The following is a 3,188-nucleotide window of genomic DNA, read 5'->3' on the forward strand; positions in this document are numbered from 1 at the left end:
AATGGCATCAACCATATCACCATCTTTGGTCATATAAAGATCACTCATAGGTCTTCACCATATTCTCTCAACTTTATTGTAAATTCTTGTTTTTTGGGGGTGCCATTATGATGAAAAACACTTTGCTTTTCCTCTACAGAAAGAATGACAAACTTACCTAAGATTTTACCTTGACCGGTAACAAGAATGTGAGGTCCCATATGCGCTATTTGTCGCAAATATTCGAGCTGTCTGTGACCACCTTTGAAATCTGGATAAATCACGCCTGCTAAAGAAAACTCCGCATTTGCAACAGCTGGCAATTGAAGAGCAGCTTTTCTCCCCAATCGCCCTTGCTCTACCCATGGAACCCCATAAGACATATCAAGTGTTTGATAAGCTGCTGTTTCAATCGAAAAAATAAAACCACCCAAAGCTAACATCATAGTATTTAATCCGAAAGGCTAGAGGCTATAAATTTGAAATCATCACGCGTGCGTCTACTTCAATAGATTTGTGAACCTGTAATGGGCTTTGGAGCTTTAAAGGTAGCCACTTTTGCATTTGGAGCTTCTATGTGTCCTGTTTCGACTATGCCTGTATTAAAATCACTTTTACCTTTTCCAGATGGAGAGCATAGGGGACAATTACGGTATCCAGCATTCTTTTTGCCCGTGCATTGGTTTCTTCGGTAAAGGTTTTTAAAGTTTGGGTTGAAGTTTTGTTGATTGAAACATTAAAGCCTAGCTTTTCTTTCATCCAAATTAGGCATCTAGCTGGTTAATTTGCTTATCATACCGCTAAACCATTCGGACAGGGCTTGCCACTTGCTTTTGATGCCGTCTCACAAGCTACCAATGAGATCGGATTTTATCTCCAAAAATGCATGCAACTCATGAGCATTTACCGTTTGAACGGTATCCTGCTCAATAATTTGTTCTTTAATTTCTATAAGGGTATTCATAAAGGACTCCTAGTTGTTAGACGTTTCTTAATGACACTCTAAAAGAGCTCTGGGTGCTAAGAAACATGGGCAACTAGCTCGTCCGTTACATTTTCCCCGTAAAAGGGTCTTGTATAGTGTAACTACATCTTACAAAGTCATTATATGGGTGTAACATACAACGAGTCAAAACTTTAATTGGCGAAGAAGATATTGTTCCAGCAATCCGTTCGCTCATTGCTTTAAAGTGTTTCTTAGGTACCTGATTCGATTATTCATATCGCTGTAATAATGTCACGCAGTAATATCACTTTTTTCTAAAATTATAAGCACATCTTTACTTTATTTGTCGACTCACTTTAAATTTTTCGGCTTAGTTTTTTATTTATAGTGAAGGGGAAAATAATGCTCAATACGCTTGATACAACTGCGGTGATCGTATGCTTGTTATTATTCCCAGTGATGTTTGTCGGACTTGTTTTAGTGTGTATAAAAAAATGGCGGAAAAACGGATTGAAAACTCTTGGTATTGGAGTTTTATTATTTCTCGGCTCTGCAATATTAGGTGCGTTTTTTTTGCACAAACTCGAACCAGATCAAGTTACATACAATAATGAAATTTTTTCCTCCTCCTCGACTTTATTAACATATGTTGCTACTCAAAATGAAAGCGTGAAACATGTACTACCTGAGAATACTGATAAGAAAAGTATCCATGTTCAAGACAAAAAGTCAGACGAAAATGATGGTCTAGGTTTTTGGGGATGGTTCAGGTTAATTTTCTTTGCATGTATTGCTTTGTCTATTTTTGTTCATTGGCAAGATAAACGCAAAAAACGTTTTAAAGAAAAAGTTTCAGAGCAGGTTTTAATACCTCCCCCCCATATCCACCCTTCTTCTGATTTATCAGTTGTTAATAAAATGTCGCCGGAACTTGAAAAAAAGCGGTTAGAAAAGAGGGTACAGATCTTTCTCCTTTGTGTTCTGTTGAGTGGAGGCATTGTGGTAACAGTAACTATTACACCATGGTTATTACTACCCATTCTTATTGTTTTAATTTTTGTTATTATTGCCTATCGTGAGGCGAAAAAGGAAAAAAACTTTGAGCAAGAAGTTGCTTTGTGGCAATCAGATATTCCTCCCTCTAATTTTGAGGAAGCATGTGAAATGTTTCAAGAACTTGACGCAAGTGAATATGATTATCGTTTAGCAAAAAATGAAAAACTGTTGGGAGTTCAAGAACGCGTTACCTTCAATATTGGCGAAAAGACTCCAGCTTTAGGACGTCTTTTAGTAACAAACCAAGCTATTGTATTTGTAAGCCCTGAAGATAATGAAAGGACTACTTGGGCAGGAATTGCATCAGTCATTATAACATACCAAAGATGTCACATCAGTCACCGTACTGGCTCACCATGGAGTTACCGATTTAGTGCCATTCCAAATCCAAGGTTTGTAGCAGTAATTCGGGCTCTTGGGCAGCCTTATTAATTTTTAAACACACAAGATAAAGATACGTCCATTTTTTATCTCCCGCAAGATAAGCTTATACATACTAGATTCTGAGGCTTGGACATCTGTGACAGTGAAGTGCTCTTGAGAAGAGGGCGCTTTGCTGTTTTCAGGAGAGAGGACCACAATACTATCTTGAGGTTTTGGTGGTAAGCCTCCGATATCATTGATGCAAAGATCAAGTTCCTTTCTTGCAATTGTGGTAGGGATTCTGCCACCGGCGTCCGATTCCGAATGTTTAATGCCGTAAATCGCTGTGATACGAAAAGATTGCTGGTTGTCCTTTCGCGTGTAGATGATGGGCTGCCCAAAGGTGTTGCGTACATCTTTAACCATTTGGTTTAGCAGCCCGTGCCATCGCATGTTATTTTGCTCCAATCACGGCTTTAAACAGCATTTCTGGGCGTGTACAGATGTAAAGCGGATAGCTATAGACCTCCGGTTTTACCCATGCATTACGGTCGTGGTCGACGATTAGCATCGTGTAGAGAGGTCTTCCAACCGTGTTGGCAAAATCCAAGCTTTCACTAGGCGCAAAGGTTTTTTGGAATACACCAGGCGCATCAACAGGGAAGAATTGACATTCATCAGGCTTAATTCCTATGGCGCGTTTGGTTCCAGCCTTCGCACTCACATTATAGTTGTGGATACTCCGGTAATTAATAAAGGTTACACCCGCAAAGTCAAAACTGCCAAAGCTGCCCGAGCCAAGAGCGCTTGGTGTTGCAATACCTCCGGCGCTATTGAGTGTCTG

At 39.5% G+C, this 3,188-nt stretch carries 4 protein-coding genes and 2 pseudogenes; 1 reads left to right on the forward strand and 5 read right to left on the reverse strand.

Annotated elements, in window-relative coordinates; all coding sequences use genetic code 11:
• Positions 1-44 precede the first annotated feature (44 nt).
• From ACFIKG_RS08850 to ACFIKG_RS08860, 3 genes and pseudogenes are all read right to left on the reverse strand, one after another.
• A complete protein-coding gene (locus tag ACFIKG_RS08850; protein WP_006589081.1) occupies positions 45-425 on the reverse strand; it encodes a phage tail protein in 381 nt (126 codons plus the stop codon).
• A 28-nt stretch (positions 426-453) separates the two neighbouring features.
• Positions 454-823, reverse strand: a pseudogene (locus ACFIKG_RS08855) (phage tail protein); the annotation flags it as partial.
• Positions 824-841: 18 nt separating this feature from the next.
• Positions 842-943: pseudogene (locus ACFIKG_RS08860) on the reverse strand (phage antirepressor Ant); the annotation flags it as partial.
• Between the two features lie 384 nt (positions 944-1,327).
• On the opposite strand from ACFIKG_RS08860, the gene ACFIKG_RS08865 reads away from it, so the two are divergent.
• Complete coding sequence (locus ACFIKG_RS08865; protein WP_375652154.1) at positions 1,328-2,413, forward strand: hypothetical protein; 1,086 nt, start codon at positions 1,328-1,330, stop codon at positions 2,411-2,413.
• Positions 2,414-2,416: 3 nt separating this feature from the next.
• On the opposite strand, the gene ACFIKG_RS08870 is transcribed toward ACFIKG_RS08865, so the two are convergent.
• Positions 2,417-2,797 carry a hypothetical protein gene (locus ACFIKG_RS08870; RefSeq protein ID WP_375652155.1) on the reverse strand — a complete coding sequence of 127 codons (381 nt, stop codon included), beginning with the start codon at positions 2,795-2,797 and terminating at the stop codon, positions 2,417-2,419.
• Position 2,798: 1 nt separating this feature from the next.
• A partial coding sequence (locus tag ACFIKG_RS08875; RefSeq protein WP_375652156.1) for a major capsid protein occupies positions 2,799-3,188 on the reverse strand: 390 nt, incomplete at its 5' end.

This window comes from Bartonella sp. LB28NMGDW (assembly GCF_042194435.1).
GTDB lineage: Bacteria > Pseudomonadota > Alphaproteobacteria > Rhizobiales > Rhizobiaceae > Bartonella > Bartonella grahamii.